The sequence below is a fragment of the Streptomyces sp. NPDC104307 genome, assembly GCF_055584045.1.
Genome location: NZ_JBVJMU010000010.1, coordinates 1 through 25,226 on the forward strand (window position 1 = coordinate 1; position 25,226 = coordinate 25,226).

The following is a 25,226-nucleotide window of genomic DNA, read 5'->3' on the forward strand; positions in this document are numbered from 1 at the left end:
CGACGAGGTCAACACCCGCAAGGGCTGACCTCCACCCGCACCACGCTCCAACGGCCCGGGGCCGCACGGTGAACACACCGCGCGGCCCCGCACCGCGTTCTCGCCGGTGGAGGGATCAGGCCAGCAGCTCCTCGATGAGGTCTGCGGCCCTCATGGTGCCGCCCTCGGCCCGCGCCTCCGCACGCAGCCGCGCCGAACGATCCGCGACCGCCGGGTCGTCGACGAGCTCGATGAGGGCGGTCCGCAGCGCATCCGCCGTGGCGTCCTCCGTGTCGATACGGCGGGCCACACCGAGCTCCACGAGCCGGTCGGCGTTCATGAACTGATCGACGCCCTGGGGCACGGCGATCATCGGGAGGCCGGCGAAGAGCCCCTCGGAACTGCCGCCCATGCCCGCGTGGGTCACGAAGGCATCGGCCTGCTCCAGGATCGCCGGCTGGGGCACCCAGGAGTGCACCTCGACGTTGGACGGGATGTCACCGAGCTCGCGCCGGTCGGTGTGCCTGCCGACCTGGAGCACCACGTGCCAGCCGGGCAGGTCGCCGTACGCGGCCAGGCACTGGCGGTAGAACTCGGGCCGGTCGGTGTACGCCGAACCCAGCGAGACCAGCAGGACGCGTTCCGCATCCACGGGACGGGTCCAGGGCTGCTCGCCGTCCCGCGGGCCGGTGCACGAGCCGACGAACGTCACCGTGTCCATGTCGACGTCGCCGGCGTGCGGCTGCATCGCCCGGGGGATCAGGGCGAGGGTGTTCGCGGGGCGGCTGCAGAAGGCGTCCACGTCGGTGGTGGTGGCACCGCACTCGCTGAGCCACCGGCTGAACCCCGCCCGGTACGCGTCGGCGCCGGGCAGCTCCCAGAGCTTCGCCGCCACGTCCTCTCCGTAGCTCTCCCAGCCGACGATGGTCGGGGACAGCTGCATGAGGGGGCGGTTCTGCGATTCGGCCAGCGCACGCGCGGCGTACGCGCCGATGTCGTACAGGTAGAGGTCCGCGGGGTCCTCGTCGTAGAAGGCCCGCAGCTGCGGGAGGGCCTGGACGGCGTCGTCGAAGAAGAGGGTCATCGCGGCGATGGGGTCGTCGGGCCAGTTGTTGTCGGCGACCGGCAGCACGGTCCCGCACGGGACCAGCTCCGCACCGGTGGCGTCGATCCGGTCGGCCACCATCGGGCCGTTGGCGTAGGTCACCCGGTGGCCGCGGGCCACCAGTTCGCGGATGACCTCAAGGCTCGGCAGCACGTGACTGACGGCGGAGACACCGACCATCGCGATGTGCGCGCGGGAGCGGGGACGGGACATGGGGAATCACTCATTTCGGCTCTACGGCGGAAGGGACACGACAGACCGGCACGTCGGCCACCCCGGCGGATATGCCGGGTCGTGGACGCGCGCGAAGGTCATGCCGGACGCGGACGGGGCACTGCCCCGAGGGCGTCAGCCGTAGATCTGAAAAATGTGCATGCCGCGAACTCTAGCCCGCGTCCCCCGGCCCCCGCACACGGATATCGCGTGTGTCGCGGCCCGCCGCCGCGCGACGGTGCCGCGACGGCGGGCACGCTCCGGGTGTCACGCGGGCGGGGCCGAGGCTTCCAACTCGTCGACGCTGCCCGACATCAGGGTCCGCACATGCTCGGTGATGTGCTCCGCCGGCCAGTCCCACCAGGCCACCGCGAGCAGCCGGGCGACGTCCTGTTCGCTGTAGCGACTGCGCAGGAGACGCGCCGGGTTGCCGCCGACGATCCCGTAGTCGGGCACGTCCTTGGTGACCACGGAGCCGCTGCCGATGATCGCGCCGTGCCCGATGCGCACTCCGGGAAGCACGGTGACGCTGTGCCCGAACCAGACGTCATTGCCGACGACGGTGTCTCCCCGGCCCGGCAGTCCGGTCAGCAGGTCGAAGTGGTCCGACCACGATCCGCCCAGGGTCGGGAACGGGAAGGTGGAGGGGCCGTCCATGCGGTGGTTGGCGCCGTTCATGATGAACCGCACCCCGGTGCCGAGCGCGCAGAACTTCCCGATGACCAGCTTCTCCGGGCCGTAGTGGTAGAGCACGTTGCGCGTCTCGAACGCGGTGGGGTCGTCCGGGTCGTCGTAGTACGAGTACTCCCCCACCTCGATCAGCGGGGACTTCACCAGGGGCCTGAGCTGCACGACCCTCGGCTGGCCGGGCATCGGGTGGAGCACCGTCGGGTCGGCCGGCACTGACATGCGCGACTCCTTGTGAATAAGGGGCAGAACGGGCCCCATGATCGTGCCCGCCTCCCCGGGTTACGCGCAACCCACAGGTTGCCCCCGAATCCATTGCGTGCAACCCTGGAGTTGCACGACATGGCAGCGCCCGCGACAGGTGCCGCTGCCGGTACTCACCGACGGAACTCAAGGAGTCACCCCATGAGCGAGGACCGGATCGAACGCGAAACCCTGATCGAGGCGCCCGTCGACCGGGTCTGGCCGCTGGTGGCGCAGCCCGGGTTCTGGGTGGCCGACAAGGCTTCCCTGCCCGGCACCGTGGCCAGGGAGGGCGAGTCACTGGTGGCGAAGAACGCCGAGTACGGTGATTTCCCGGTAAAGGTGGAGAAGGTCGAGCCGCCGACGTATCTGGCGTACCGCTGGGCCAGCGCGTTCCCTGGAGCGGAGCCGGGCGAGGGCAACAGCACGCTGGTGGAGTTCACCCTGATCCCGGAGGGCGAGCGGACGAGGCTGCGGGTCGTCGAGAGTGGGTTCGCCGCACTCGCCGGGTCCGAGGAGGTGCGCGGCCGGGTCCTGAAGGACAACACCCAGGGCTGGCCGCTGGAGCTCGACGCACTCAAGAAGCGCGCCGAACAGCCTTCCGCGTGACGGAGGAACACCTCGGCACGCCCGGCGGCCCCGGCGCCGCCGAGGACGCCGAGGGCGCCGCCCCCTCCTCGCCCGAGGTGGTCGACAGCGTCCTCGGCGCCCTGGCCGACCCGACCCGGCGCAGGCTGCTGGACCTGCTCGCGGCCAGGGGCGAGGCCACCGCGACCTCGCTCGCCGGACAACTCCCCGTCTCACGCCAGGCGGTGGTCAAACACCTCACGGTGCTGGACGGCGCCGGGCTCGTCTCCGGGAGCAGGATCGGCCGCGAGGTGCGGTACTCGGTACGGCCCGCCGCGCTCAACGCGACGGCCCAGTGGATGGCCGGACTGGCAGCCGACTGGGACCGGCGCCTCGCGCGCATCAAGCGCGTCGCGGAGGCGGCGGAACGGGACGCTCACTGACCCGCGACGGCGCCCCGGGCCGGGGAGCCGGGTCAGGGCTGGATCGGCATGCTCCAGCAGTTGGACGTGGCCGGCCGGCCCGCGAGCCGGTCGGTCAGCCATGAGATCGCGTCGCCCTGGTCGGTGATGAGCGGCACCACGTGGTTGGTGAGGAGCTTGTCGCCCAGGTTGGGCAGGATGATGGCGTCGTACGTGACGTCGGCACCCTTGCGGCACCAGTCCACGGCCAGTTGCCGGGCCTGTCCGTGCGGAACGATGTCATCCTGGACGCCGGTCGCCAGGCGCACCGGTCCGGCCGGCTTGAGGTTGCCGATGCGCTGCTTGTCGAGGGCGGCCTGCGCGCGGGGTTCGGCGGCGATGACGTCACCTATGGACGCACCGCTGTTGGTCCATTTATTGCTCTTGGCGAAGCCGTAGCCGAGGATCGCGTCGCCCACGCACATGGTCGAGGCGTCCTTCAGCGCCGCCTTGCCCGCGGCGTTGATGTTGGCCTCGACGACGTCCCGGACATCCGTGTCGGACTGGGCGAAGCCGCTGATCGACCAGGCCAGCGCACCGGCCAGGGCGCTGCCGTCGATGCCCTTCATGACGGCGGTCAGATCTGCGGGCGGCGCCCCCGAGTAGGTGCCGGACAGTTCGACGTCGGGTGCGTAGGAGGGCTGCAGTTCGGCGGCGGAGGCGCTGGCCCCGCCGCCCTGGCTGTATCCGTACAGTCCGGTGCGCGAGCCGGTCGTGACGGACGCCCCCGGCACCGCGTGCGCGGCGCGGGCGGCGTCCAGCAGTGCGTGGCCCTCGTCGACCCGGTTGACGTAGGTGTGCAGCCGGTCGGTCGCGCCGAGTCCGACGTAGTCGGTGACGACGACCGCGGTACCGGCGGCGAGCAGTCGGTAGATGGCCAGGGCCTCGTAACCGACCGACACCGTCTCGCCGTTCAGGGTCAGCGGGTACTGGAGCGCCATCGAGGGCGCGCACTGGTCGCCCTGGCCCATCGTGCCCGAGGCCACCGCCACCAGCGGCCGGGGGCCTCCGCGCTTCCAGGCGGCGGACGGTTCGATGTAGGCGCCGGTCACCGCGACCGGCTGCCCGTTGGAGTCGGTCGACCGGTACATCAGCCGGGTGGCCGTGCCGGGCATCGGACGGCCGTCGAGACCCGGAATGCTCAGCCCCAGGGGGAGCGGCTCATGGCGGATCAACGCGCCATTGGCCGAAGGCAGTTCCGTGGGCGGGGTGTAGAAGTCGGGGATCGTCACGCCCCGGGACACCACGGGCTCCGTCCCCTCGGCGGCCGTGGCGGGTACGGCGTACGTGATGGCACAGGCGGCCGCCGTCACGGCGACGGCCAGCGCCCGTGCGGCGCCGGCACGTCGCGAACGACCCTGGGACGTAACCGGCGTTACCGACTCCGCGGTCCTGAAGGTGGAACGCGAACGGGTGCTCTTGCGGCTCACAGCTCACTCCTCGCTCTGCTCCGATATACGGGTGAGCGCAAGCTAGCAGCGGAACTTACCAGGGGTAACCCGTCAGTAAGTTACGCTGCGGTAACCATTCCTCCGCACGGCGGTGGAGCCGGGTGCGCAAATGAACTGGGCTTGTCCCGCGCGCGCGTTGCCTATTCTTGGGGCCAGCTGATCACCCAACGCCTCACGTACTCTGGAGCTCACCATGCCCGTACCGGGGAACGACGCCACCTCCCTGCACATCGACACCAGCAAGCCGCACCCCGCGCGGATGTACGACTGGTTCCTCGGCGGCAAGGACAACTACCCGGTGGACGAGGCGATGGGGCGCCAGATGCTCGCACTCGAACCGAGCATCCCGGTGATGGCGAAGGTGAACCGGGCCTTCATGCACCGCGCCACCCGCTGGCTCTCGGGCCAGGGCATCCGGCAGTTCCTCGACATCGGCACGGGCATACCCACCGAGCCGAACCTGCATCAGGTGGCCCAGAGCTCCGAGCCCGCCACCCGGGTCGTCTACTGCGATAACGACCCGATCGTGCTGGCCCACGCCGAAGCCCTGCTGAGCGGCACCCCGCAGGGCGCGATCGACTACGTACAGGCCGACGCGCGCGATGTGGAAGCCATCCTCGAACACGCGGGAAAGACACTGGACTTCAGCGAGCCGGTCGCGCTCTCGTTGATCTCGCTGCTGCACTTCGTGAGTGACGAGGACGGCGCCTACGAGCTGACCAGCAGGCTCTGCGACGTCCTGGCGCCGGGCAGCCACATGGTGATCTCGCACCTCACCGCCGACTTCCACCCGGAGGAGGCCCGGAAGGTCGACGAGATGTACAAGGCCAACACCCTCACGCTGGCCCCGCGCAACCGTCAGCAGTTCGCCGCCTTCTTCGACGGACTGAAGATCGTCGAGCCCGGCATCGTAGCCGCCGAGGCATGGCACCCCGAGCTCGGCGAACCGGTCCCCGGCCAGGACGACATCATCAGCGCGGGGTACGTGGCGGTGGGCCGCAAGCCGTAGGGCCGGCGCCTCGCCGGGCTCCGTCACCTCCGCCGCACCGGGGCCGACGGAGCCCGGCGATGATCGGCCACAACCGCTCAGGCACACCCCCGGACGCCGCTTCTCCTCGCGCGTCCGACGGCGCGGAGGGCTGTCCGAAACCTTCACCATCGCTCATCGGATCTAACCATTCCGCAACGGCGATCCGGGACCTTGACCGGACAGCTCGACGCCGGTCGAGATTCACCACGCGCGCATTCCGCATGCGGATATGACTGCCCGTCATGCGCATACGCCATACCAGCAATGGCGCTCCGGCCGAGGCACTCATGAGATTCCGCTTAGCGCCTCGGGCCTCTCCCTCTGAACAGTATCGATCGAGTTGGACCGGTTCAACATCGCTTCCTGCGCGCTAACTTTCACCGATCTACGCATCGGTAGTTGCGTGGCACGGCATAGGATCAAGCCGCGCCACCGGGGTCCCGCCCGCCCCACCTGTCCCATCTGCAACTGTGCACACGATGCACCCATGTCCGTACCGACACCCCACACCCCGTTAACAGGTATCTGTGTGTCACCGATACTCAGCGCCGGTTCCGGTGATGGAGCCGTGCAGTGAAAATCAATCGCCGTCTCGTCCTGCTCGTCAGCGCACCCCTCACGGTCGCGGTCACCTTCTCGGTTCTCGCCCTCGCACCCGCTACCAGCCAGGCCCTCCAGGCCTACCGGCTGACGAAGATGGTCGATGTCGCCGCAGCCGCGGGTGATCTGACGTACCAGCTGCAGCGCGAGCGGGCCACCGCCACCGCGTTGGTCTCCAAGCAGGGAACTCCCGACGCCTTCCTCACGAGTTCCAACGCGACCGACAAGAGCATCGCCGCCTTCAACAGCAGAACGTCCCACCTGTCCGAAGTACCCGGCAGCGCGCGGACCGCACTGACCCGCATCCAGCGCTTCACCGAGGAGCTGCCGACCCTGCGTGCCCAGGTGCGCTCGGGCAGCAGCACCATCTCCGCGCTGGCCTTCGGCTACCGGATCGTCATCGCCGACCTCAACGGCTACCGCGACGGCATCGCACTGGCCGACGGAGTCGACGCCGACATCGCGGACCGCATCCGCGCCGCGGCCGCCCTGTCAGAGGCCACGGAGCACACGGCTCAGCAGCAGGTCACCGTGGCGAGAGCGCAGGCCGCGGGCGGCTTCACCATCGCCTCTCAGCGTACTTTCGACGCCAGCCGGCTGGGCTACACGGAGTCGACCGGAGTCATGTTCGGCCTCGGCCCCGCCGAGTGGCGGACCTGGCTGGAGCGCACCCTCTCCGGCCCGAAGGCGCTGGCGGCCCGGCAGCTGGAGGACCGGATCGGGCGTACGGGCGCCGGCGGGAGCATCGACGTCTCCGCGCAGGAGTGGCTGAAGGCCTCCGATGACCGTCAGACGCTGCTGCGTGACGTGGAGAAGAGGATCGACGCCTCCGTCATCGTGACGGTCTCCGAGGAGCGCACCCGCCTCATGTGGACCGCGGGCGCCGAGGTCGCCCTGGTGCTGCTGACCCTCGTGGGCGCCGTCGTCCTCGCCGTCCGCCTGGGGCGCGTCATAATCCGGCGGCTGCGCGATCTGCGCAACGCCGCGCACGAGGTCGCCCACACCGGACTCCCCGCCGTGATGAGCGAGTTGTCCCAGCCCGGTGGGCTGAGCGGCTCCACACCCGAACAGGTCGCGGAACGGTCGGGCAACCCGGTCGGGACCACGGGCGGGGACGAGATCGGCGAGGTGGGCGAGGCGTTCAACGCCGTCCACCACGAGGCCGTCCGGCTGGCCGCGCAACAGGCGCGGATACACGAGCAGTTCGCCGAGACCCTGGTCCGGGTCGCCCGGCGGGGTGCTCAGCTGACCAGCGTCATGGTGTCCGAGCTCGACGCGGTGCAGCGCGACGAGGCCGACCCCGACCGCATGCAGACGCTGTTCGCCCTCGACCACCTCGCCATCCGCATGGAGCGCAACACCAACAACCTGCTGGTACTGGGTGGTTACGGCAACGCCCGGGTGCGTTCTGCCGACATCGGCTGCTCCACGGTCATCGTGGCGGCAGCCCAGCAGATCGAGCGCTTCGACCGGGTGTCCCTCGGCGTCATCGAATCGGGCATCGGCATCGCCGCACGCGCCGTGCACGACGTGGCGCACATCCTGGCGGAACTCCTCGACAACGCCACCCGGTTCTCGCCTCCCGACGCGCAGGTCGGGGTCGCCCTGTGGCGGCTGCGGGACCGGGTCGTCGTGCAGATCGTCGACGAGGGAGTGGGGATCACGCCCGAACGCCGCGCCGTCCACAACGCCGCGCTGCGCGAGCCGAAGGGTGGCATCGGGGACGTCCGCTCCATGGGTCTGCACGTGGTGGCCCGGCTCTCCGCACGCCACGGCATCGTGGTCGAACTGCGTGACTCCTCCGGCCCCGGCACCATCGCCGAGGTCACCCTGCCGGCCGGCGTACTGACCGAGATCCCGCAGGAGACCGCGCCGGGCGCGCCCGGCGAGGGACATGGCAACGATGTCCGCTACGAGGCACCCCGTCCCGTCACGGCACGCGGACAGTCCGTCCGCAGGCAGCCGGGCCGCTCGGACGCCCCGTCCGGCGGCGCCCGCGTGGCGGACACCGTCACCGGAGGCCGGGAGCACGCCACCACCGCGGCTCCGCATCCCCCGCATGACGAACAGGTCTCACGCGTGGCCGGAGTCAGCTCCTCCGGTCTGCCCCTGAGGCAGCGCAGCACGCCCCAGCAGTGGCCCACCCTGGGCAAGCGGGGCAACACCGATCAGCGGTCCGGCGCCACCGCACCGAGGCCGTCGCCCCGCCGCCGGGACTCCCGGCAGGTCTCCGACGTCCTCGCGGCCTACGCCCAGGGGATCAACCGGAGCACGAACACCCGTGGGCGTTCCGCTACCGACGACAACACCGAACGGACCAAGAAATGACCTCACCCACCGACCTGAGCTGGATCCTGGGCGACTTCGCCGGACGCATTCCGGAGGTCACCCAGGCGATAGCCGTGTCCGTGGACGGACTCGCGCTGGCATACACCGGTGTGGAACGCGACGACGCCGACCGGCTGGCGGCCATCGCCTCCGGCGTCGTCAACCTGCTTTCCGCCGCCGCCCAGTTGACGAACACGGACCCCGTCGAGCACAGCCTCACCGCGATGGAGGGCGGCTACATGTTCTCGATGGCCGTCTCCAGCGGTGCCTCGCTCCTGGTGACCACCACCAGGGACGCGGACATCGGCGAGGTCAGCTACATGATGTCCGAACTGATCAACCAGGTCGGTGACTCGCTGTCCCCCCAGGTCCGCGCCCCCAGCGGCCCGCCCGCCCACTGACCGCCGGCCGCTGCCCCAGCGCCGCACCCGGCCCGGCCGCCGTCCCCGCCGGCGGCCCGGCCATCCCGTTTCACCCACCCCTCCCCCGATGAGAGCCCTCATGTTCTTCGACATATCCCGTACACGCCACCGCAGAATCCGGCCGGTGGGCGCTGCCGCCCTCGCCCTCGGGCTGGCAGCCGTCACCGGGTGCAGCAGCGACAGCGGCACCGGCGACGAGACCGTGAAGGTCGGCCTGGTGGCCTCCCTGTCCGGCACCTACAAGCCGGTGGGTACGGACCTGCGCGCCGGCTTCGAGCTGTACCTGAAGACGCACGGCAACAAGCTCGGCGGCCGCAAGGTCGAACTGATCGTCGCGGACGAGGGCGACGGTCCCCCCACCGCCGTCCCCGCCACCACCAAGCTGGTCAAGAAGGACAAGGTCGACGTGCTGACGGGCCTCGTCAGCGGTGGCTCGGTCGCCGCGGTGATGCCGCTGGTCAACCAGGCCAAGATCCCCTTCCTCGGGTCGAACGCCCGCCCGCCGGTCAAGGACCTCAAGTACGTCTGGACGACGAGCTTCATGTCCGACGAGCCGGGCAAGGCCATCGCGCCGTACGTCAAGAAGAAGGTGAACGGCCCGGTCTACGCGATCGGCCCGGACTACCAGGGCGGTTACGACGAACTGCGCGGCTTCACGGACGAGTTCAAGCGCATCAAGGGCAAGCTCGCCAACCCCAACGGCAAGACGACCTGGACGCCGTTCCCGAAGACCACGAACTTCATGCCGTACTTCGCCGACATCGCCAAGACGGACGCGAAGGCGGTCTACTCCTTCTACGCCGGCAAGGCCGCGATCGACTTCGCCAAGCAGTACGCGCAGTCCGACGTCGCTGACCTGCCGCTGTACACGGCCTTCGTCACCGAGGGCAGCGTGCTCCAGGCCCAGGGCGACGCGGCGAAGGACATCTACTCGGTCCTGAACTACGCCCCCGACCTCGACAACGCGGCCAACCGCAAGTTCGCCGCCGACTGGACGGCCGCGCACGACTCCCAGCCGACCACGTACGCGATGTCGTCGTACGACGCGGCCGCCGTGCTGGACAAGGCGATCGCTGACGCCGCGAAGAAGGGCGACGTGACGCCGGAGACCATCAACACGGCCATCGCGGGCCTGGGTCAGATCGACAGCCCGCGCGGTGCCTGGGAGTTCGGTGAGAAGGCGCACTCCCCGGTGCAGAGCTGGTACCTGCGCCAGGTGCGTCCCGACGGCAACCAGCTCGCCAACGTCATGGTCCAGGACCTGGCGACCCTCGGCGGCTGACATGGAGCTTCTCGATGCCCACCTCGTGCCGGCGGTGGACGGAGTGGCCTACGGGCTGCTGCTGTTCGTGGTCGCCGCCGGCCTGAGTCTCGCGTTCGGCACGGCCGGCGTGCTGAACCTCTCGCACGGCACGCTGTACGCGATCGGCGCCTACACCGGCGCCGAGCTGAGCGACGGAACCTGGGGCGGCCTCGCCCTCGGGCTGGCCGCGGGTACCGCCGCGGCCGCGCTCGCCGGGGCGGGGCTGTCCGCCGCTACGGTTCCGCTCGCCCGGCGTGGGCATCTCGCTCAGGCACTGCTCACCTTCGGGATCGCCCTGGCCGGCGGTGATCTGCTCATCCAGCTCTTCGGGGCGGACGAGCTGCCGGTACGCGTCCCCGGGGCGCTCGACACCTCGGTCCACCTGCTGGGCCACCGCTACCCCGCCTACCGGCTCTGCTTCATCGTGATGGCCGTGCTGCTGGCGGGGTTCGGCACCTGGGTGCTGACCCGCACCCGGTTGGGGGCGGCGGTACGGGCCTCCGCCGACGATCCGCAGATGCTCGCGGCCACCGGACACAACCCCCGGGCGGTGCACACCGGCGTCCTCGCGGCGGCGGGGGCGCTGGCCGGTGCCGCGGGGGTGCTCGGGGCACCCATCATCGGGCCCGGCCCCGGCACGTCGGAGAACGTCCTGATGCTCTCCCTCGTCGTGGTGGTCCTGGGCGGGCTGCGCTCGCTGTGGGCCACCCTCGCGGCGGCGGTCGCCGTGGGCGAGGTCCAGACACTGGGCGTCTCCGTGCTGCCGGAGCTGGCGCCGTATCTGCTGTTCGCCGCGATGGCGGCGGTGCTGGTGTTCCGCTCCCGCTTCGCGGAACCGACGGCGGCGCACGGCCCCGAAGGCCCGGAGGCAGACCCGGTGGCCCGGCTCCGCCGCCTCCTCACGGCACGGCTGGGGACGCGCCCCGGAGCGCGTACCGGCGAGGCCCGTACACGAGAGGCACGTCCGCCGGAGGCTCCCGCGCGGGCCTCCGGCAGGTTCGGGGCGTGGGTGCGCGGGGCGGCATGGCGTCGGGCGGCCCCGCTGCTCGTCCTGCTCCTGATGCTGATCGCGCTGCCGGGGCTGCTCGACTCGTACGGCATCTCGCTGGCCGGCTCCGCGCTGGCCCTCGGGCTCCTCGCGGTCAGCGTCACGATCCTCACCGGCTACGCGGGGCTGCCCACGCTCGGGCAGACCGCGCCGTTCGCCGTCGGCGCGTACGCCACCGCCAATCTGGCGGACGCCGGCTGGACGGTGGGCCCGGTCCAGATCGTCCTGTCCGCGCTCGCGGCCGCCGTGTTCTCGGCGGTGACCGGGCCCGCCGTGATCCGGGCCCGCGGCACCACCGTGCTGATGATCACCCTCGCGGTCGGTGAGCTGGCCAGTGCGGTCATCAACCAGTTCAAGTCCGTCACCGGTGGCGCCGACGGCCTCGTCGGCTTCCCCGCCACCCAGGCGCTGTGGGGCGGTGAGGGGATGACCGACGAGAGCGAGCTCTACACCTACGCACTCGTCGTCGCCGTCGTGGCCGTCGCCCTGACCCTGCTGCTGCTGCGCTCCCCGGCCGGGAAGCTGCTGACCGGCACCCGGGGCGCGGAGGCGCGGATGCGTGCCTCCGGGCATCCGGTGGGGCGCTATCTGCTGGTGGCGCACATCTGCGCCGGTGCGCTGGCCGGGGTCGGCGGCTCGCTGATGGTCAGCGTGCAGCAGTACCTCTCGCCCGCCGACGTCGGCTTCGAGATCGCCGCGTTCGCGCTGCTGGCGGCCGTCATCGGCGGCACGACGTCCGTGATCGGCGCCCTGCTCGGCGCCGGGCTCATCGTCTTCACCCGGGACTGGGTCGCCGGCTCCTGGCCCGGACACGGACCGCTGCTGCTCGGGGCGCTGTTCATCGCTGCCGTGTATCTGCTGCCGCGCGGACTGGCCGGTCTGCGCGGCGCGCCGCGACCGGCAGCACCCCTGCCCCTGCCCACCGGGAAGGCCGCCCCATGACGCCCGCGCACGCCGAGGCACCGGCACCGCCGGTGCTGGTCCTCGACCACCTCACCCGCCGCTACGGCAGCCTCACCGCCGTCGACGACGTCTGCCTGCGGCTGCCCGCGGGCGCCCGGCACGCCGTCATCGGCCCCAACGGCGCCGGCAAGACCACCCTGCTCAACCTGATCGCGGGCACCGACCGGCCCGACCGGGGCACCATCGCGCTGAACGGCACGGACATCACCCGGACGGCCACCGCCAAGCGCAGCCGGCTCGGGATCGCCCGCAGTTTCCAGCAGCCGTCGGTGATCTCCGAACTGACGGTGCTGGACAACGTCGTCCTGGCGGGCTGGCCGCACCACCCCAAGCGCCGGGGCGCCTGGCGCAGCCCCTCGCGCTACCGGCTGCACGAGGAGTCCGCGGCCCGCCATCTGGAGACGGTCGGGCTCGCGGACCTCGCCCACCGGCCGGCCGCCACGCTCTCCCACGGCCAGCGGCGCATGCTGGACCTGGCCGCCGCGCTGGCCGGCGAGCCCCGGCTGCTGCTCCTGGACGAGCCGGCGGCCGGGCTGACCGACGGCGACATCGGCCGGCTGCTCACCATCCTCGGCGGTCTGCCGGACAGCGTGGCGGTCATCCTGGTCGAGCACCATGTCGAGGTCGTCGCCCAACTCGCCACGTCGGTCACCGTGCTGGCCGCCGGGCGGGTCCTGGTCACCGGCCCGACCGGGGAGGCGCTCGCCCACCCCGAGGTCCGCGACGCCTACCACGCCACCGGCGCGGCGTCCGGTGGCGAACCCGCCGTCGCCGGTCCGTCCCCCTCCGACGCGAGAGGGTGACCGGCCCACGATGCTCGAAATCACCGGCCTGACCGCGGGCTATCACGGCGGGACCGTCCTGCACGGTCTCGACCTGTCCGTTCCCGCCGGCACGGTCCACGCGGTCGTCGGCCACAACGGCGCGGGCAAGACCACCCTCGTGCACACCGTCGCCGGACTGATGCGCCCCGACGCCGGCACCGTACGGCTGGGCGGCCGGGAGGTGACGGGGCAGCCCGCGCACCGGATCGCACGCGCCGGCATCGGTCTCGTCCCGCAGGGCCGCCGGGTATTCGCGGGCCTCACCGTCGCCGAACACCTGCGGCTGTCCCACCGCCCGCCGCGCCGGGGCGACACCGAGCGCCCCAGCGTGTGGACGCCCGCGCGGGTTCTGGAACTCCTGCCCCGGCTGGGCGAGCGCCGGGGCAACCGGGGCACGGATCTGTCCGGCGGCGAGCAGCAGATGCTGGCCCTGGCCCGCGCGCTGCTCGGCTCCCCCAGCGTGCTGCTGCTCGACGAACCGACCGAGGGCCTCGCGCCCGCTCTGGTCCGTCAGGTCCACGAGCTGGTGACCACGCTGGCCGACGAGGGCATCGCCGTCCTGCTGGTCTCCCCGAGCCCGGACCGGGCGGCCGAGTGCGCCGACACGATCACGGTGCTGACCTCGGGGCGGGTGGCGCTGCGGCAGGACGGCGCGGACGCCCGTACCGACGCCACCGCCCTGCACGCCGCGCTCGAACTCGCGCAGACGGGCCGCTGAGCGCACCCGACAACGGCGGGGGCGGCGACCGGTTCCGGTCGCCGCCCCCGCCGCGCTGCGTCCTACTTGACCTTCAGGCTGTGGCCGCCGAAGCCGCTGCGCCGGTCGGAGCCGCTGTTCTGGTCCTGCCACCAGGCGTCGAACTCCGCCTGCTCCATGGCGGACCAGTCCGGGGTGTTCTCGACCTGGGCGCTGCCCATGCGGCGGGCGAGCGCGACCATGGCCGCCCCGACCGCGCCGCGGCCGGCGTCGTACCGCTCCAGAACCTCATTCCAGCTCTCCCCCGCCACCCAGGCGGCCTCCAGCGCGGTGGCGTCCTGGAGCGCCTTCACGCTGCCGCCGCCGATATGCGGCCGGGCCACACTCGCCGCGTCGCCGACGAGCGCCATCCGCCCCGAGGTGTAGTGCGGGACCTCCAGGTCGTAGATCGGCTGAATGAAAGTGGTCTCGGCGGGGGTGCGCAGGACTCGGGCCGCCCAGTACGAGGGAAAGCTGTCGGCCACAAGTGCGCGCAGATGCGCGGTGAGTTCGGCGTTGAGCCTGCCCGGCGGAAGGGAGGTCGGGGTCCGCAGATCGGGGTGGAGGCCGTCGACCTGCGGGGGCGCGGTGTAGAGCACCCAGTTGAGCCGGTGCCCGCCGTCGCCGTCCGGAATGCGGTAGATCATGCAGTGGCCGCCGGGGAAGACGATGTTGTGCGCGGACTGCCCGTCCGAAGGGAGTCCCTCGACGTCGGAGGAGGTGCCGCGCCAGCCGATGTACCCGGCGTACGAGGGCGTGATGCCGGGGAACATGGCCTCGCGGACGACCGAGCGGTAGCCGTCGGCGCCGATCACGACGTCGAAGTGCTTCTCGTACCCGTCGGCCAGCCGCAGCGTCACCCCGTCGTCGTCCGGCTCCACGGCGGTGACCACGGCTCCCGAGCGGTACGTGACCCCCTCGGGCACCCGGCGGCGCAACTCGCTCCACAACGAACCCCAGTTGTAGGCGCGGAAGGGGAACGGCTGCTCGCCGATGGCCCGGCCGTGCTCGGCGTCGCCGTGCCGCACGCTCCACACCCGCCGGTTCAGCGGCGCCCAGGGCATCTCGGGCGCCACATAACCGGCGTCCCTCAGCTCGTCGTAGCGGTCGCTGTGCAGCGCGATGCCCACGCCTCGGTCCCGGAGTTCGGCGTCGGCGCGCTCGAAGACGGTGACCTCGGCGGCTCCCCCGCGCGACGCGGCCAGGGCCGCGGCACACCCCGCTATGCTGCCGCCGACCACGGCTATGCTGCCTCCGCGCATGACTGGTTCTCCGCTCACTTGGTGTTCCGGTCGCCGTTCGCGGGCTCCGCCACGCCGGCTCGACCGGTCGAAATTCCACAAGCACTGTTGCTCGTAGTGCCGTTCAGCTAGGTCAGGGCACGGAAGGAATCCTATCCAGGGGCTGCCGGCCGGTGAGCCGGGCGCACCCGGGCATGGTGTGCGGGACGGTCATAAACGCACGGTGGACGCGATCCGTTCGCGCAGCGCGGCGACTTCCGCGTCGCCGGCGTGCCGCCGGCACTCCTTCGACAGGTTCATCACGTCCTCGACCACGCGGTTGGAGCGGAGGCGCGCCACCTCGTCCAGGGCCCGGTGAGCCACCGGCAGGGCCTCCTCCGGGTCCCCGGTCGCCATGATCAGTGTGGCGAGCTTCGTTCCGGAGAGGGCGCGCGAGCGCACATAGACGTCGGAGTACCCGTCAACCGCCTTGCTGAGTCTGGCCGTCGCGACCGCCGGTGGCTGGCCGGAGAGCAGCGCCAGATCGAAGGCGGCGTGCCCGGTGTCGCCGTGATGCTGGGCATCGTCGTAGAAGCTCATCCAGACCGTGTCCTCGTCCCCCTTGGCCGGGCCGAAGACCTCGTCGGACCGGCCGATGGCCGTCAGGGCCTGGCCGGGGCGCCCCATCCTCGCCCACGCCCTGGCACGGGCGTTGTGCAGCATCGCCTGCTCACGGGGCGTGAGGCGGTCCGCACGCACCAGCCCGTCCTCCGCGTGGGTGAGCCCTTCGTCCGGCATGCCGCACCAAATTAACTGCCGGGCCAGCCAGTTGAGGGCGCAGGCCCTCAGGTGCCAGTCATCGGCCCGCTCGGCACACCAGCGGCCGAAGCGCAGCAGCCGGGTCGCGTTCTCGTGCTCGTACGCGTCGAAGGCGCTCGCCCCCATCACGATGGACAGGCGACCGACCGCGGCGAACAGGTCCGCTTCCAGCGCGGGTGGGTACTGGGCGGCGAGCAGGCCCCGTGCCCACAGCAGTTGGCCGTACAGGGAGCTGCGCACAATGCCACCGCCCCCGTAGAGGTTGTCCCACTCGGCGATGACCGTGGCGGCATCGAGTATCTGGGCGATGTCCCCGGGGCGGACGACGGTGGGGGGTTCGGCCCGTCTCAGGTCGATGAGGCCCGGCGGATGTCCGTCGAGTTCCCACGTGACCTGCGCGGGCTTCCCGGCCGGCAGCCGGTCCGGAGCCGGGCTGTCCGCATCACCGGACTGCCCGGCCGCCTCTTCCTCCACCAGACGCCACAGCCGGCGCAGCGCCCCACCGGCATCCAGGGCGTCGTCGAGCCTTCGGGCCAGCCCGGCGTCGCAGGGGCGCTCGTCCTTCTCGACCCGCTCGATCATCGTGCCACTGAGGTGGACTCTCTTGCCCAGTTCCTTCGAGGACAGCGATCTGACGTTGCGCCAGTTGCGGAGCTCCTTGCCCCACCAGGCGCGTGCGGACTTGGTGTCGTCCAGGCTCTTCGGCTTCTGCGGCATTTCCTCTTCCATCGGCGCCTTGATGCGGACAGCTGTCGCGGCTGCGGACTGTCTGCATCATCATCGGCCGATGCGGCTTTCTCTGCCCCGGCCATGTCCTCCTGGGACTGAATACTGTAACCAGGCGACCGCACAAGGTGTTTCCGGCGGGAGCGGGGCGGCCGGCGGAAAGGGGCGTTGACCAGCCCCGCCCCGGCGAGTCGGGGCGGATCGGGTCAGCGGCGTTCGGTGCCGTCGCCGCGCAGGGACGCGGTGAACTCCCCCCACGCCAGGTGTGTGAAGCTGAGGACGGCGCCGTCGGCCGTCTTCGAGTCGCGCACGAGGAGCGCGTGCCGCAGTTCTGCGCACTCGACGCACTCGCCGTTGGCATTGGCGCTGTAGCTGCTCTTGAAGAACTCGGGCCGGATCTGTCGTGCCATGCGCAATTCCTCGCTACTTCCGGTTTCGCAGGTGCGTACTGCTCGCCTCGGCGATCAGTTCGGCGGAGGCGGTGGTGTCCAGTGCCTCCTGACGCAGGAAGGCCATGGCCTCGGTGTAGCGCTTCAGCGCCGGGGGTTCCTCCAGGAACAGGGAGCCGGTCTGATTCTCCAGAAAGACGACGTCCAGAGACGGGTCGGGGCCACCGAAGACGATGAACGTGCTGAGGCCCGCGCTGTACGCTCCCCGCGAGAACGGCAGCACCTGGATGCTGATGCTCGGTTCCCGCCCCCGGGCGAGCAGGTGGTCGAGCTGAGCGGACATGACCTCACCGCTCCCGACCCTGCGCCGGACAACCGCCTCGTCCAGGATGACGTGGTACACCGGCGGCGCCGCACGGTCCAGAATCCGCTGACGCAGCATGCGCATCCTCAGGAACTCCCGCAACTCCTGCGGCGGAAGGGCGTTCCCCGGGGTGGCTTTGATCTCCTGGGCGTACCCCAGCGTCTGGAGCAGGCCGGGCACCACTCCCACGGTGTGGTGGCTGATGCACGGAGTCTCGTTCTCCAGGGCCAGCAGCATCCGCATCTGATCGGGCAGCTTCCCGGCGAACGGAATCCACCAGACCTCTTTGTCCCTGCTGTTCTTGGCCAGTTCGACGAGGCGGTGACGCTCCTCGTCGGAGGCACCGTACGCGCGGCAGAGCTGGTCGACCTGGTTCCACCGCACGTTCCCCTTGGCCCGCTCGTACCGGCTGACGGTCGCCTTGGACACCCCGGCACGCTCGCCGGCCTCCTCGGCCGACAGTCCGCATGTATCGCGCAGGGCGAGCAGCCGGACACCCAACTGGCGCCGCCGCGTTACCGGGCCCATTCCGCCGGAAGGCTCCGCAGCCGCCGGCACCTTCAGCCCTTCGGTCATGGCACTACCCCCTTGGACATGCCGCCCCGGATCTCCCCGCCGACGCTTGGCAGCCACAGGGAAGTTACCGTGCGGCACCGGGATTTCGCTGCCGCCGCGCCCGTGTACGCAACGCTCATGCGGACACTTACCCGGTGAGCGTTACACCGAGAGAGATCCAGGCCCATACTCCAACTCGGTAGAAACACAGATCACTTGGATTACACGCCGTTCGAGTGATCTGGTGTCGATTGTCTCCACCACAAGGACTTCCGCGATGGGCCACCCTACGAGCAACCGCGCAGCGGATCACCGCTGTGAGGTCGTGAAGGCTCGCCCTGCCGCCCGCGGGCTGATCGCACCCCCGCGGAGATCGTGATGCCCCCGACGACCCCGCCCACAGACCCGGTAATCCCGGCACTACGGAGTACGGACATCATGAAACGCCATCTCCCGCGTATCGAGCAGCACCTCCTGACCGGTGACCCGCGGGCCGGAGTGCCCGTCCGTGACGACGTCCGGGCCGGCCGGCTCCGCCGCCGGGGCTCCGGCCAGGCAGCCGTTTCCGTCACGATCTCGGAGTTCTGATGCTCGCGCTGACGCTGGTTCTCGCGCTGCTGGCGGTAGCCGGAGCGGTGCTGGCGGTCCGGTTCCGCCGCTCGGCAAACCGGGCGGAGCAACGGGCCGGCCAACTGCGGGAGCACTCAGAGCGGCTCACGCACCAGATACAGATGACCGAGTACTTCGTGAGGCACCTGGCGACCAGTGTCGGCCCGGTGCCTGCCGACGGGGCCGGGCCGGGCCCGGCAGGCGTTGTCGACGTGACTGTTCCGCCTCAGCTGGTTGGCAGTCCCGTCGCCGAGGCCGTCGGAGCGCTGGCCGGGCAGTTCTCCCGCGCCGTCACCGTGGCGGGGAGAACGGCCGAGGAACAAGTGGCGCTGGCCCGCCGCGAAGCCGACGAACAGGTCGCCCATGTACGCAAGGAGGCCGTCGACGTCGCACGCGCGGCCGTGCGGTCCTTCGCCGCGGGCACGGTCCACCGGGCGTCGAAGCTGGGCACCAAGGTCAGCGCCGGCGTACGTCAGCACGTCTCCGACGACGCGTACGAGACCCTCGTCGAGATCGACCACCTGGCCCAGCAAATGCTGCTGACGGCCAGCGGGTACGCGGTGCTGGCCGGCGAGAAGCTCTCCCGGCGCCATCCGGTGACCGCGCTCGGCGAGATCGTGCGCTCCGCGATGGGCCGGGTCGAGGGCTTCCAGCGAGTGCAGCACGCGGACGTGAACACCTTCGGCGTGGAGAGCCGGGCCGTGGAAGCGGTGATCCACACACTGGCGATCCTGCTGGACAACGCCCTGCGCTATTCGGCGCCGAACACCCGGGTGCACGTCTCCCTGGAGCACGGCAACGACGCGGTCTTCCTGATCGTGGACGATGCGGGGCTGCGCATGGAGGACGAGCGGCTGGAGTGGGCCCGCCGGGTGATGTCCAGCGAGGAGCGGGACGACATCACGAAACTGGGTGCCTATCCGCAGACCGGCCTGCGCGTGGCCGGTCTCCTCGCCGCGTCCTACGGATACCGCGTCGAGGTGACGGCCCCCAACGTGTACGGCGGTACCCGCGCCTTCATCGTCCTGCCGCAGAAGCTGCTCACCGCGCCTCCCGCCCCGCAGCCCGCCGTACCGGCCACCCCGCCCGCGCCTCATCGCCGGCAGGCCCCGGCCGCGGCTGCCGCACCGGGGCCCGTCGCCCAGCCCGCCGCCTTTGCCCAGCCGGCTCCCGTCGCCCAGCCGGCCGCCGCCGACGCGCCGGTTCCGGCCACCGCCGCTGCCCCGGAGCAGGCAGCCGAACCGGAGCAGGCGCAGCCCTCGACCACGGTGAGCGGACTCACGGTCCGCCGGCGGTCCGCACCGCCCTCCCGCCGCCACGCCGCCACCGCGGTGCCGGTGGAACCCGGTCGGCCCGAGGTGGCCACCGCCTGGCTGAACGGTGCCCGCAGCGTCCGCGACACGCCGAGCACTCCCCCTGAGACCGAAGGACGTTGACCATGTCGACCACCATCAACTCCCTTGGCTGGCTGCTGGACGAACACCTCGGGGAGATCGAGGGCGTCCGCTTCGCCGTACTGATGAGCAGTGACGGCCTGTTGAAGGCGCGCACGAGAACGATGAGCCAGGAGGAGGGCGAGAAGTTCGCCGCGCTGACGGCCGCGATGCGTGCCGCCGGAAAGGCATGGGACGACTTCACCGGTGGTGGCGGAGTCCGCCAGCAGATGATCGAGTGCATCGACAACATAGGCCTGACGACGGCTGCCGGCGACAACACCATGCTGTCGGTCTGCACCAGCGATCCGCACGCGGACGTGGGTCTGATCAGCCGTGAGATGGCGCAGCTCGCGGTGAAGGTGGGCAGGCAGCTGAGCACCGCCGAACGGGTTCCGCCGCAGACGGACGGCGGCTCCGCGGCATGAGCGGGCCGCGGCGTGACGCGGATCTGGTCAGGCCGTACGTACGCACCGGGGGAAGGGTCCGTCCGCGACAGGACGTGCGCCTGGAGAGCGTGGTCATCGCCGCGACCGGCCGGACGAACGCCCTTGGCCCCGATGCCCAGAGGTTGATGAGTCTGTTCGCCGGCGGTCACGGCGGCCTCGCGGTCGCGGACATCGCCGCCGCGTTGCAGATGCCGCCCTCCACGGTGCGCATCCTCGTCTCCACCCTGATGGACAGCGGCCATCTGACCAGCCCGGTCGCGGCCGACTCCGACCGACCCGAATCCGATCTCCTGCGAAGGGTGCGCGATGGCCTCCGAGACCTGGTCTGACACCGACGTCACCTTTGTACCGGCCGCGGTGACCGAGTCCGCCAAGATCGTGGTCGCCGGGGGCTTCGGCGTGGGCAAGACGACCCTCATCGGCAGCGTGTCCGAGGTGACTCCGCTGCGTATGGAAGAGCCCATCACCATCGACAGCGCGGGTGTGGACGACCTCAGCGGGACGCCGGCGAAGACCACGACGACCGTGGGCATGGACTTCGGCCGGATCCATCTGGCCGCCGGCCACCTGGTCCTCTATCTGTTCGGGCTGCCCGGACAGGAGCGATTCCACCTGCTCTGGGAGGACATGGCCGAAGGTGCGCTCGGATGCCTGGTCCTGGCCGACACACGCGACCTCGACGCCTGCCACGGCGCCCTGGGCCTCCTGGAGGCCCAGGGCATCCCCTACGCCGTCGCGATCAACACCTTCCCCGGCGCCCCCGCCTACGACCTGGGCGAACTCCGCCAGGCCCTCGCCCTGGACGGCACCACCCCGCTCATCACCTGCGACGCCCGCGACCGCACCTCTTCGCTCCACGCACTCGTTGCCCTGATGGACCACCTCGTGGAGCGACGACCAGCCGCACCGATGGAGCCCCTGGAGCCCCTGCGATGAATCCCATCAGCACCGAGCCACTGTCCGGGCCGGCGGCCCGGTTTCCGCTGTACGGGCCCGAGTTCGCCGCCGACCCGCACGCCGCGTACGAGCGGATGCGCGGCACCTTCGGCCCGTTCGTGCCCGTCGAACTGTCCCCCGGAATCCCCGCCACCCTGGTGATCGGCTACTTCCAGGCGCGCAGCATCCTCAACGATCCGCTGCGTTTCCCCGCCGATCCCCGCGTGTGGGAGCAGACGGTGCCGGCGTCGTGCCCGGTGCGGCCGATGATGGAGTGGCGGCCCAACGCCCTGCGCAGCGGCGGCACCGAGCACTCCCGCTACCGCTCGGCCAACACCGCGAGCATCGACGCGATCGACCAGCACGAGCTGCGGGCCCTGGTGGAGCAGGTCGCCGCCGACGCCGTGAACGGCTTCGGCGCCACCGGCCGGGCGGATCTCGCCACTCAGTACGCCTTCCCGATCGCCTTCCGGGTCCTGAGCTCGATGCTGGGCTGCCCCGACGAGATCGGCGCCCGGATCGCCGACGGCATGTCGCGCATCTTCGAGACCACCGACGCCGCCCGTGGCAACGAGATCCTCGGGCAGGCGGTGGCCGACCTGGTGAGCCTGCGCAGGCACCACCCGGCGGACGACGTGACGTCCCGTCTGATAGCCCACCCGGCGGGGCTGAGCGACGAGGAGATGGGCCACCAGATCGTCACGCTGTACGGCGCCGGCATCGAACCGCTGACCAACCTCATCGTCAACACGTGGTGGAAGATCCTCACCGACGAGGAGTTCTCCGCCACGCTGCACTCCGCCGAGTCCACGATCCGCGATGCCCTCGACACCGTCCTGTACACGGACCCGCCGATGGCGAACTACTGCATCAGCTATCCGCGTTACGACGCCGACGTGGACGGCACCCTGCTGCCTGCTCACCAGCCGGTCGTCATCTCCATGGCCGCCTGCAACAACGACCCGGTGCTCACGGGCGGACTCCCGCCGGACGCCTTCGTCGGAAACCGGGCCCATCTGTCCTGGAGCACCGGACCGCACACCTGCCCGGCCCGCTCCCACGCCTACCTCATCGCCGAGACGGCCATCACCTTTCTCGCCGACGCCTTCCCGGAGATGGACCTCGCGGTACCCGCCGACGAGGTGCGCTGGCGGCCCGGCCCCTTCCACCGTGCCCTGGAATCCCTCCCTGTCGTCTTCCCTGCCACTCGCTGAGGAGCACCCGTGCCCGAACACCCGATCCTCGTTCTGGACCCCTCCGCGGCGGACCACCACGCCGAGCACGAGGCCCTGCGCTCCCGCGGACCGGCCGCCCGTGTCGACATCCTCGGCGTCACCGCCTGGTCCGTCACCGACCCCGCTCTCCTCAAGGAACTCCTGACGGACGCCCGGGTCTCCAAGGACACCCGCGCTCACTGGCCGGCCTTCGCCGACACCGTCTCCACCTGGCCGCTGGCCCTGTGGATCGCGGTGAACAACATGTTCACCGCATACGGCGGCGACCACCGGCGGCTCAGGCGCATGGTCGCCCCGGCGTTCAGCGCCCGCCGGGTGCAGACCATGGCGGCCACCGTCGAGGCGATCGTCACGGCCCTCCTCGACTCCATCGAGTCCCGGACGGCCGGGGAGAGCGTCGACCTGCGCGAGGAGCTCGCCTATCCTCTGCCGATCGCCGTGATCGGACGGCTCATGGGTGTCCCCGACGACCAGCGCCAGGGCTTCCGCAGCGTGGTCGACGGAGTCTTCTCCACCGCGCTCGCCGCCGATGAGGCCGCGGCGAACACGGCGGCCCTGTACAAGCTGCTCGACGAACTGATCGATGCCAAGCGCGCCGCGCCGGGCGAAGACATGACCTCGCTCCTCATCGCCACCCGGGACACCGAGGGCGACGGCAGCGCGATGGCCGACGACGAACTGCGCGACACCCTGCTGCTGATGATCAGCGCCGGGTACGAGACGACGGTCAACGGGATCGACCACGGCATCACGGCCCTGCTCACCAACCCCGAGCAGCTCGCCCACATCCGGGCCGGCCGGGCCAACTGGAGCGATGTCGTCGAGGAGACCCTGCGGCACGAACCTGCCGTCAAGCACCTCCCGCTGCGCTGCGCGCTGGAGGACCTGCCGCTGCCCGACGGGCAGACGATCCGGGCCGGAGAGGCGATCCTCGTCTCCTACGCGGCGGCCAACCGCCACCCCGACTGGCACGGCGAGTCCGCCGACCGCTTCGACGTCACCAGGCCGTCCTCCGAGCACCTCGCCTTCGGGCACGGCGTGCACTTCTGCCTCGGCGCCCCGCTCGCCCGTATGGAGATCGCCGCGGCCCTGCGGCTGCTGTTCGAGCGCTTCCCCGACCTCGAACTCGCCGTGCCGGCGGCCGAGCTGAAGCCGCTGCACTCCCTCATCAGCAACGGCCACCAGACCCTGCCCGTCCGGCTGCGGCCGGCCACCGCCTGACCGGGCCGGGGGCCGCTGCCCCTCTGACGGCGCACCTGGGCGGGGGGCGGTCCGGCGGCCCCCCGCCCCTGGCGACTGGACGCCCGTGGCAGCACATGGCCGACGGCGGCCGGCACCACCTGAGCCGACGGGGACCGCACGAGCCGCACGAGCCGCACGAGATTTCAGAGCATGATGAGCAGACGCGTCTTCGGCTTGAGCTTCCTGTTCACGGAGCGGCTCTGCACATAGACCTCCAGCTCGGGATTGTTCCCCGCCTTCACCGAGACCGTCCCGTGGATACCCGTACCGAACAGAAGGCTGCGCGCCGCGTCACCGGTATAGGCGCGATCGGTGTCCTTCTCGACCACGACGACTTCCTTGTCGGGCTGAACCTGGACCCGGGCGCCCAATTGGTAATAGCACGAGCCGCGTTCGTAGGTCACACCCGGATGCGAATCGACGAAGGGCCGGATCTCGATCTCCTTGTCGACTTTCAGGAGCCGGTATTTGTCGGTCGGTATCGGTTCGAGATTCGCCCGTACCTCGTCAACGGATATGTCCTGCCCCACGGCGAACAGGTTCTTTGTGCCGCGCACGCCCTGCTCGCGGCCCCGCAGGAAGCTGGTGGCGGCGGCGCGCACGGTGCCGATCGCCTCCTCGACACCCTCCTGGGAGTCCGCGTCCCAGATGGCGATGTTCCCCGCCGGGAAGCCGTAGTTCTGGGCGGTGCGCTTCGCCAGCGAGTTCGGCACCAGGATCGCGGACGTCCAGTGGCCCGGGAGCCCGCCCATCTTCGCCGTGATCCTGTCGAGCCAGGGACCGAGGACGGCCATGTCGCCGTCGTGCCGCCGGTCGCCGCCGGAGGCGTTCTCCTCGCCGTCCGTCACCACGATCTGCAGGAAGCTGTGCTCGCCGTATTCCTCCCAGATATGACCCAGGTCGTCCAGGGACTTCAAGGAGGCCTCGATCAGGGCCGTGGCACCGTTGTTGACCCTGTACAGACCCCGCATGGACGGCAGATGCTTCACGTCCATGTCCCAGACCAGGTTCTCCACCCGGTGATCGAAGGAATAGAGGCTGATCCGGGTCTCATGGCCGAGGCTGTCCGATTCGGCCTTCAAACCGGCCACGAACTCGTCCACGACACGAATGAGCTGGCCCTGGTGCGGGCGCATGGAACCCGAACAGTCGACGACCAGCGCGACGTGATTCACCTTGTGCTGAATCCTGTTGGCGGACACGTTTCTGCTCCTTCTCCGAAGCTCCCCGAGTGATATCTGAACTCTATGGGGAGGCACTGACAACGGAGTTGGACGCGGACGAGGGCC

General features: G+C 70.8%; 24 protein-coding genes. 16 read left to right on the forward strand and 8 right to left on the reverse strand.

Annotation, left to right across the window (positions count from 1 at the left end; genetic code table 11):
• Positions 1-115: 115 nt before the first annotated feature.
• On the reverse strand, positions 116-1,297 hold the full coding sequence (locus ACZ601_RS23960; protein ID WP_469541246.1) for a macrolide family glycosyltransferase: 1,182 nt from the start codon (positions 1,295-1,297) through the stop codon (positions 116-118).
• 267 nt (positions 1,298-1,564) lie between these two features.
• Positions 1,565-2,206, reverse strand: a complete 642-nt coding sequence (locus tag ACZ601_RS23965) for a CatB-related O-acetyltransferase (protein WP_469541248.1) — start codon at positions 2,204-2,206, stop codon at positions 1,565-1,567.
• 183 nt (positions 2,207-2,389) lie between these two features.
• Here ACZ601_RS23965 and ACZ601_RS23970 point away from each other — a divergent pair, with 183 nt between their 5' ends.
• Positions 2,390-2,836 (forward strand): SRPBCC domain-containing protein, encoded by a 447-nt coding sequence (locus ACZ601_RS23970; protein WP_469541249.1) that lies wholly within the window; start codon positions 2,390-2,392, stop codon positions 2,834-2,836.
• A 77-nt stretch (positions 2,837-2,913) separates the two neighbouring features.
• A complete protein-coding gene (locus tag ACZ601_RS23975) occupies positions 2,914-3,237 on the forward strand; it encodes an ArsR/SmtB family transcription factor (protein WP_469541638.1) in 324 nt (107 codons plus the stop codon).
• Positions 3,238-3,269: 32 nt separating this feature from the next.
• Here the strand turns inward: ACZ601_RS23975 and ACZ601_RS23980 are convergent, their stop codons facing one another.
• Positions 3,270-4,685 (reverse strand): lipase family protein, encoded by a 1,416-nt coding sequence (locus tag ACZ601_RS23980; protein ID WP_469541251.1) that lies wholly within the window; start codon positions 4,683-4,685, stop codon positions 3,270-3,272.
• A gap of 214 nt (positions 4,686-4,899) precedes the next feature.
• Between ACZ601_RS23980 and ACZ601_RS23985 the strand changes: the two genes are divergently transcribed.
• The 7 genes from ACZ601_RS23985 (at position 4,900) to ACZ601_RS24015 (ending at position 13,942) form a co-directional block, all read left to right on the forward strand.
• Positions 4,900-5,715, forward strand: a complete 816-nt coding sequence (locus tag ACZ601_RS23985) for an SAM-dependent methyltransferase (RefSeq protein WP_469541253.1) — start codon at positions 4,900-4,902, stop codon at positions 5,713-5,715.
• A gap of 594 nt (positions 5,716-6,309) precedes the next feature.
• Complete coding sequence (locus tag ACZ601_RS23990; protein WP_469541255.1) at positions 6,310-8,664, forward strand: sensor histidine kinase; 2,355 nt, start codon at positions 6,310-6,312, stop codon at positions 8,662-8,664.
• Complete coding sequence (locus tag ACZ601_RS23995) at positions 8,661-9,065, forward strand: roadblock/LC7 domain-containing protein (RefSeq protein WP_469541257.1); 405 nt, start codon at positions 8,661-8,663, stop codon at positions 9,063-9,065. Before ACZ601_RS23990 ends, ACZ601_RS23995 begins: the two co-directional genes overlap by 4 nt.
• Positions 9,066-9,165: 100 nt before the next feature.
• Positions 9,166-10,368 carry an ABC transporter substrate-binding protein gene (locus ACZ601_RS24000; protein WP_469541260.1) on the forward strand — a complete coding sequence of 401 codons (1,203 nt, stop codon included), beginning with the start codon at positions 9,166-9,168 and terminating at the stop codon, positions 10,366-10,368.
• 1 nt (position 10,369) lies between these two features.
• On the forward strand, positions 10,370-12,379 hold the full coding sequence (locus ACZ601_RS24005; RefSeq protein WP_469541263.1) for a branched-chain amino acid ABC transporter permease: 2,010 nt from the start codon (positions 10,370-10,372) through the stop codon (positions 12,377-12,379).
• Positions 12,376-13,203, forward strand: coding sequence for an ABC transporter ATP-binding protein (locus ACZ601_RS24010; protein WP_469541265.1), 828 nt, complete (start codon positions 12,376-12,378; stop codon positions 13,201-13,203). The genes ACZ601_RS24005 and ACZ601_RS24010 overlap by 4 nt, the downstream gene beginning before the upstream one ends.
• 10 nt (positions 13,204-13,213) lie before the next feature.
• The gene (locus ACZ601_RS24015) at positions 13,214-13,942 is read left to right on the forward strand and encodes an ABC transporter ATP-binding protein (RefSeq protein WP_469541267.1); all 729 of its coding nucleotides are present in this window, start codon (positions 13,214-13,216) and stop codon (positions 13,940-13,942) included.
• Between the two features lie 62 nt (positions 13,943-14,004).
• Here ACZ601_RS24015 and ACZ601_RS24020 read toward each other — a convergent pair whose 3' ends face one another.
• From ACZ601_RS24020 to ACZ601_RS24035, 4 genes are all read right to left on the reverse strand, one after another.
• Positions 14,005-15,222: an FAD-dependent monooxygenase gene (locus ACZ601_RS24020; protein WP_469541270.1), complete on the reverse strand. Its 1,218-nt coding sequence runs from the start codon at positions 15,220-15,222 to the stop codon at positions 14,005-14,007.
• Between the two features lie 189 nt (positions 15,223-15,411).
• Entirely contained in the window at positions 15,412-16,716 is a 1,305-nt protein-coding gene (locus ACZ601_RS24025; RefSeq protein WP_469541272.1) for a helix-turn-helix domain-containing protein, read from the reverse strand.
• A 215-nt stretch (positions 16,717-16,931) separates the two neighbouring features.
• Entirely contained in the window at positions 16,932-17,135 is a 204-nt protein-coding gene (locus ACZ601_RS24030) for a DUF397 domain-containing protein (protein ID WP_440577978.1), read from the reverse strand.
• A 13-nt stretch (positions 17,136-17,148) separates the two neighbouring features.
• On the reverse strand, positions 17,149-18,054 hold the full coding sequence (locus ACZ601_RS24035) for a helix-turn-helix domain-containing protein (protein WP_469541275.1): 906 nt from the start codon (positions 18,052-18,054) through the stop codon (positions 17,149-17,151).
• Positions 18,055-18,471: 417 nt separating this feature from the next.
• Between ACZ601_RS24035 and ACZ601_RS24040 the strand changes: the two genes are divergently transcribed.
• Genes ACZ601_RS24040 through ACZ601_RS24070 form a run of 7 tightly spaced genes read left to right on the forward strand, consistent with a single transcriptional unit; the run spans position 18,472 to position 23,916 of the window.
• Positions 18,472-18,621 (forward strand): hypothetical protein, encoded by a 150-nt coding sequence (locus tag ACZ601_RS24040; RefSeq protein ID WP_440577980.1) that lies wholly within the window; start codon positions 18,472-18,474, stop codon positions 18,619-18,621.
• Positions 18,621-20,078, forward strand: a complete 1,458-nt coding sequence (locus tag ACZ601_RS24045) for an ATP-binding protein (RefSeq protein ID WP_469541278.1) — start codon at positions 18,621-18,623, stop codon at positions 20,076-20,078. Before ACZ601_RS24040 ends, ACZ601_RS24045 begins: the two co-directional genes overlap by 1 nt.
• 2 nt (positions 20,079-20,080) lie before the next feature.
• Positions 20,081-20,503 carry a roadblock/LC7 domain-containing protein gene (locus ACZ601_RS24050; RefSeq protein ID WP_440573122.1) on the forward strand — a complete coding sequence of 141 codons (423 nt, stop codon included), beginning with the start codon at positions 20,081-20,083 and terminating at the stop codon, positions 20,501-20,503.
• Positions 20,500-20,853 carry a DUF742 domain-containing protein gene (locus ACZ601_RS24055; protein ID WP_390092027.1) on the forward strand — a complete coding sequence of 118 codons (354 nt, stop codon included), beginning with the start codon at positions 20,500-20,502 and terminating at the stop codon, positions 20,851-20,853. The genes ACZ601_RS24050 and ACZ601_RS24055 overlap by 4 nt, the downstream gene beginning before the upstream one ends.
• Positions 20,831-21,460, forward strand: a complete 630-nt coding sequence (locus ACZ601_RS24060) for a GTP-binding protein (RefSeq protein ID WP_469541282.1) — start codon at positions 20,831-20,833, stop codon at positions 21,458-21,460. Before ACZ601_RS24055 ends, ACZ601_RS24060 begins: the two co-directional genes overlap by 23 nt.
• Positions 21,457-22,674 carry a cytochrome P450 gene (locus tag ACZ601_RS24065; protein ID WP_469541285.1) on the forward strand — a complete coding sequence of 406 codons (1,218 nt, stop codon included), beginning with the start codon at positions 21,457-21,459 and terminating at the stop codon, positions 22,672-22,674. Before ACZ601_RS24060 ends, ACZ601_RS24065 begins: the two co-directional genes overlap by 4 nt.
• Before the next feature lie 9 nt (positions 22,675-22,683).
• A complete protein-coding gene (locus tag ACZ601_RS24070; protein WP_469541287.1) occupies positions 22,684-23,916 on the forward strand; it encodes a cytochrome P450 family protein in 1,233 nt (410 codons plus the stop codon).
• A 164-nt stretch (positions 23,917-24,080) separates the two neighbouring features.
• On the opposite strand, the gene ACZ601_RS24075 is transcribed toward ACZ601_RS24070, so the two are convergent.
• Positions 24,081-25,139 (reverse strand): vWA domain-containing protein, encoded by a 1,059-nt coding sequence (locus ACZ601_RS24075; RefSeq protein WP_440573116.1) that lies wholly within the window; start codon positions 25,137-25,139, stop codon positions 24,081-24,083.
• Positions 25,140-25,226: the final 87 nt, after the last annotated feature.

What these genes read in the sequence shown, in the direction of transcription:
- ACZ601_RS23995 (WP_469541257.1), top strand. Translation starts at nt 8,661, where the DNA reads ATGACCTCACCCACCGACCTGAGCTGGATCCTGGGCGACTTCGCCGGA.
- ACZ601_RS24025 (WP_469541272.1), bottom strand. Translation starts at nt 16,716, where the DNA reads ATGCCGCAGAAGCCGAAGAGCCTGGACGACACCAAGTCCGCACGCGCC.
- ACZ601_RS24010 (WP_469541265.1), top strand. Translation starts at nt 12,376, where the DNA reads ATGACGCCCGCGCACGCCGAGGCACCGGCACCGCCGGTGCTGGTCCTC.
- ACZ601_RS24045 (WP_469541278.1), top strand. Translation starts at nt 18,621, where the DNA reads ATGCTCGCGCTGACGCTGGTTCTCGCGCTGCTGGCGGTAGCCGGAGCG.
- ACZ601_RS24060 (WP_469541282.1), top strand. Translation starts at nt 20,831, where the DNA reads ATGGCCTCCGAGACCTGGTCTGACACCGACGTCACCTTTGTACCGGCC.
- ACZ601_RS24065 (WP_469541285.1), top strand. Translation starts at nt 21,457, where the DNA reads ATGAATCCCATCAGCACCGAGCCACTGTCCGGGCCGGCGGCCCGGTTT.
- ACZ601_RS24005 (WP_469541263.1), top strand. Translation starts at nt 10,370, where the DNA reads ATGGAGCTTCTCGATGCCCACCTCGTGCCGGCGGTGGACGGAGTGGCC.
- ACZ601_RS24000 (WP_469541260.1), top strand. Translation starts at nt 9,166, where the DNA reads ATGTTCTTCGACATATCCCGTACACGCCACCGCAGAATCCGGCCGGTG.
- ACZ601_RS24030 (WP_440577978.1), bottom strand. Translation starts at nt 17,135, where the DNA reads ATGGCACGACAGATCCGGCCCGAGTTCTTCAAGAGCAGCTACAGCGCC.
- ACZ601_RS23960 (WP_469541246.1), bottom strand. Translation starts at nt 1,297, where the DNA reads ATGTCCCGTCCCCGCTCCCGCGCGCACATCGCGATGGTCGGTGTCTCC.
- ACZ601_RS24050 (WP_440573122.1), top strand. Translation starts at nt 20,081, where the DNA reads ATGTCGACCACCATCAACTCCCTTGGCTGGCTGCTGGACGAACACCTC.
- ACZ601_RS23985 (WP_469541253.1), top strand. Translation starts at nt 4,900, where the DNA reads ATGCCCGTACCGGGGAACGACGCCACCTCCCTGCACATCGACACCAGC.
- ACZ601_RS23970 (WP_469541249.1), top strand. Translation starts at nt 2,390, where the DNA reads ATGAGCGAGGACCGGATCGAACGCGAAACCCTGATCGAGGCGCCCGTC.
- ACZ601_RS24055 (WP_390092027.1), top strand. Translation starts at nt 20,500, where the DNA reads ATGAGCGGGCCGCGGCGTGACGCGGATCTGGTCAGGCCGTACGTACGC.
- ACZ601_RS24015 (WP_469541267.1), top strand. Translation starts at nt 13,214, where the DNA reads ATGCTCGAAATCACCGGCCTGACCGCGGGCTATCACGGCGGGACCGTC.
- ACZ601_RS24035 (WP_469541275.1), bottom strand. Translation starts at nt 18,054, where the DNA reads ATGACCGAAGGGCTGAAGGTGCCGGCGGCTGCGGAGCCTTCCGGCGGA.
- ACZ601_RS24040 (WP_440577980.1), top strand. Translation starts at nt 18,472, where the DNA reads ATGAAACGCCATCTCCCGCGTATCGAGCAGCACCTCCTGACCGGTGAC.
- ACZ601_RS24020 (WP_469541270.1), bottom strand. Translation starts at nt 15,222, where the DNA reads ATGCGCGGAGGCAGCATAGCCGTGGTCGGCGGCAGCATAGCGGGGTGT.
- ACZ601_RS23965 (WP_469541248.1), bottom strand. Translation starts at nt 2,206, where the DNA reads ATGTCAGTGCCGGCCGACCCGACGGTGCTCCACCCGATGCCCGGCCAG.